The following is a 2,869-nucleotide window of genomic DNA, read 5'->3' as shown; positions in this document are numbered from 1 at the left end:
CTGGCGTCGGCGTTCGGCGAGGTCTGGATGCAGCCGTCGGGAACGGTCGGGCTGGTCGGGTTCGCGACCAACGCGTTGTTCCTGCGTTCCGCGCTGGACAAGTTGGGAATCGAAGCTCAATTCGTCGCCCGCGGTGAATACAAATCGGCGGCAAACCTTTTCACCCAGGACAGTTACACCGATGCACACCGGGAGGCCGACACCGCGCTGGTGGAGAGCCTGCACACGCAGGTGCGGCAGGCGGTCGCCGAATCCCGCAAGCTCGATGCCGGTGTCGTCGACGCACTGGCTGACCGTGCACCGCTGCTGCGTGACGACGCCGTCGCTGCCGGGTTGATCGACCGGATTGGCTTCCGCGACCAAGCCTATGACCGGATCGCCGACCTTGTTGGTGCCAAGGGCATCTCATCGCAGGAGGGCGACGCCGACTCGTCCGACGAAGCGCCGCCACGGCTCTACCTGTCACGCTATGCGCACGCGACCGGGGACCGGCCGGGGCTACCAGTACCCCCGCTGCCGGCCGTGCCGGGCCGCAAACCCAAACCCGCGATTGCGGTCGTGACGGTGGCGGGTCCGATCGTCAGCGGCCACGGCGGGCCGCAGCTGCTGCCGTTCGGCAACCGCCGCCCCGCAGGCGGTGACACCATCGCCGCGGCGTTGCGCGAAGCCGGCGCCGACGACGACGTCGCCGCCATCGTGCTGCGGGTGGACAGCCCCGGCGGGTTGGTCACCGGGGCGGAGACCATCTGGCGCGCGGTGAACCAGGTGCGCGAAGCGCGTGCAACCAGGAAACCGGTGGTGGCCTCGATGGGCGCGGTGGCCGCCTCCGGCGGCTACTACATCTGCGCGGGTGCCGACGCCATCGTCGCCAACCCGGGCACCATCACCGGGTCGATCGGGGTGGTGGCCGGCAAGCTGATCGCCCGCGAACTCAAAGACCGCCTCGGCGTCGGCAGCGACACCGTACGCACCAACGCCAACGCCGACGCATGGTCGATCAACGCGCCGTTCACCCCCGATCAAAAAGCCCAGGTCGAGGCGGAGGCCGACCTGCTCTACGCCGATTTCGTGGCCCGCGTTGCCGCCGGGCGACACCTTCCCGCCGACGCGGTGGAGGCGGTGGCCCGCGGCCGGGTGTGGACCGGTGCGGACGCGCTCGAGCGTGGCCTCGTCGACGAGCTCGGCGGGCTGCGCACCGCGGTGCGTCGCGCCAAGGTGCTGGCCGGCCTGGATCCCGACGCTCCGGATAGTGAGGTGCGGATTTTGCCCTACCCGGGCTCGTCGCTGTGGGAGTTCCTGCGTCCGCGCCCGTCCTCGCAGCCGGCTGCGTCGCTGACCGACACGCTGGTCGCCCTGGTGGGCCGTTCGCTGGTCGGGAGCCTCGGCCAGGCGCAGCGGTCACTGACTGGCGCCAATGTGCTGTGGCTGGGCGAGTCGCGCCTTTAAGCTTACGGTCATGACCTACTCGATAGCAGGCAAGCGAGTGCTGATCACCGGAGCGTCGTCGGGGGTGGGCGCCGCGCTGGCCCGCCAGCTGGCCGCCCGGCATGCAGTGGTCGGGCTGATCGCCCGCCGCCGCGACCGGCTCGCGGAGGTGCTGGCCGACTGCCAGCGCAGTTCACCGGCATCGGCGATGTGGGTGGCCGACCTGGCGGACACGGCCGCGATCGCTGAGCTGGCGCGGCAGGCCGCCGACGGATTGGGCGGCATCGACGTGCTGGTCAACAACGCCGCAATTCCCAAGCGCCGCAACGTCAGAGCGCTCGACCCCGCCGAGGTGGAAACCGTTATGCGGGTCAACTTCTTCGCCCCGATGCGGTTGACGCTGGCGGTGCTGCCGGCAATGCTGGCCCGCGGCGAGGGCGTCATCGTCAACGTGTCCAGCATGGGCGGCCGGCTGGGGATCATCCACGAAGCCGCCTACTGCGCCAGCAAGTTCGCGTTGTGCGGCTGGAGCGAGTCGATGGCCGTCGACCTGCACGACAGCGGTATCTCGGTGAAGCTGATCGAGCCGGGAGCCGTGGACACCGAAATCTGGGACCAGCCCGACAACGACGACCCGGTCTACACCGGACCCAAAGTTCCGCCCGACGAGGTCGCCGCCGGCATCATCGCCGCGCTGGGCGGCGACCGCTTCGAGCATTACCTGCCGGACCTGAAGGCGGTCGTCGACGCCAAAACCGCCGACCCCGACTCCTACATCGCCGGTGCGGCTGCGATGGTCCGGTCATGAAGGCGCTGGTCTTCGGGGTGCCGCCGGAGCCCTTCGACGTGCCGGAGGGGGCCAGTCAGCTGGCCAAGAACCTCGCCCAGAGTCCCGTCGGGCTGCGCGACGTGCCGGACCCGGGATTCCTGCACGACGACTGGGTGATCACCCGGCCCCGGCTGACCGGGGTGTGCGGATCGGACTCCAAGCAGATCCTGCTCGACTTCGGCGAAGACGACGTCGACAACGCGATGGCCGCGTTCTGTTCCTTTCCCCAGGTGATGGGCCACGAGGTCGTCGCCGACGTGGTGGCGCTGGGGCCGAAAGCCACCGGGCTGGACGTCGGGCAGCGGGTGGTGCTCAACCCGTGGCTGTCGTGCCGGCCGCGGGGCATCGAACCGCCCTGCCCCGCCTGCGAATCCGGCGACTACAGCCTGTGCTGGAGTTTCTGCGACGGCGACATCAAGCCGGGTATCCACACCGGAGTGTCGGCCGACGCGACCGGCGGCTACGCCGAGTTGATGCCGGCCCACGATTCCATGCTGTACGTCGTGCCGGAGTCGGTGCCCGACGAGGTCGCCGTGTTCGCCGACCCGTTCTCGGTGTCGCTGCATTCGATCACCCGGCACCCGCCGCCGCCGTCCAGCCGGGTGCTGGTCTACG

3 protein-coding genes are annotated in these 2,869 nt (G+C 70.0%); all 3 read left to right on the top strand.

Annotation, left to right across the window (positions count from 1 at the left end):
- On the top strand, positions 1-1,446 hold a 1,446-nt coding region (sppA, locus tag AC2VON_RS15630; RefSeq protein ID WP_486953769.1), incomplete at its 5' end, for a signal peptide peptidase SppA.
- A gap of 22 nt (positions 1,447-1,468) precedes the next feature.
- A complete protein-coding gene (locus AC2VON_RS15625; protein ID WP_486953770.1) occupies positions 1,469-2,233 on the top strand; it encodes an SDR family NAD(P)-dependent oxidoreductase in 765 nt (254 codons plus the stop codon).
- Positions 2,230-2,869, top strand: a 640-nt coding sequence (locus AC2VON_RS15620; RefSeq protein WP_486953768.1) for an alcohol dehydrogenase catalytic domain-containing protein, incomplete at its 3' end; no start/stop codon positions are given. The genes AC2VON_RS15625 and AC2VON_RS15620, both read left to right, overlap by 4 nt.

The organism is Mycobacterium sp. TH-M82, from assembly GCF_057473605.1.
Note: the sequence above shows the minus strand (reverse complement) of the source record. Positions and strands in the feature narration are given on the sequence as shown.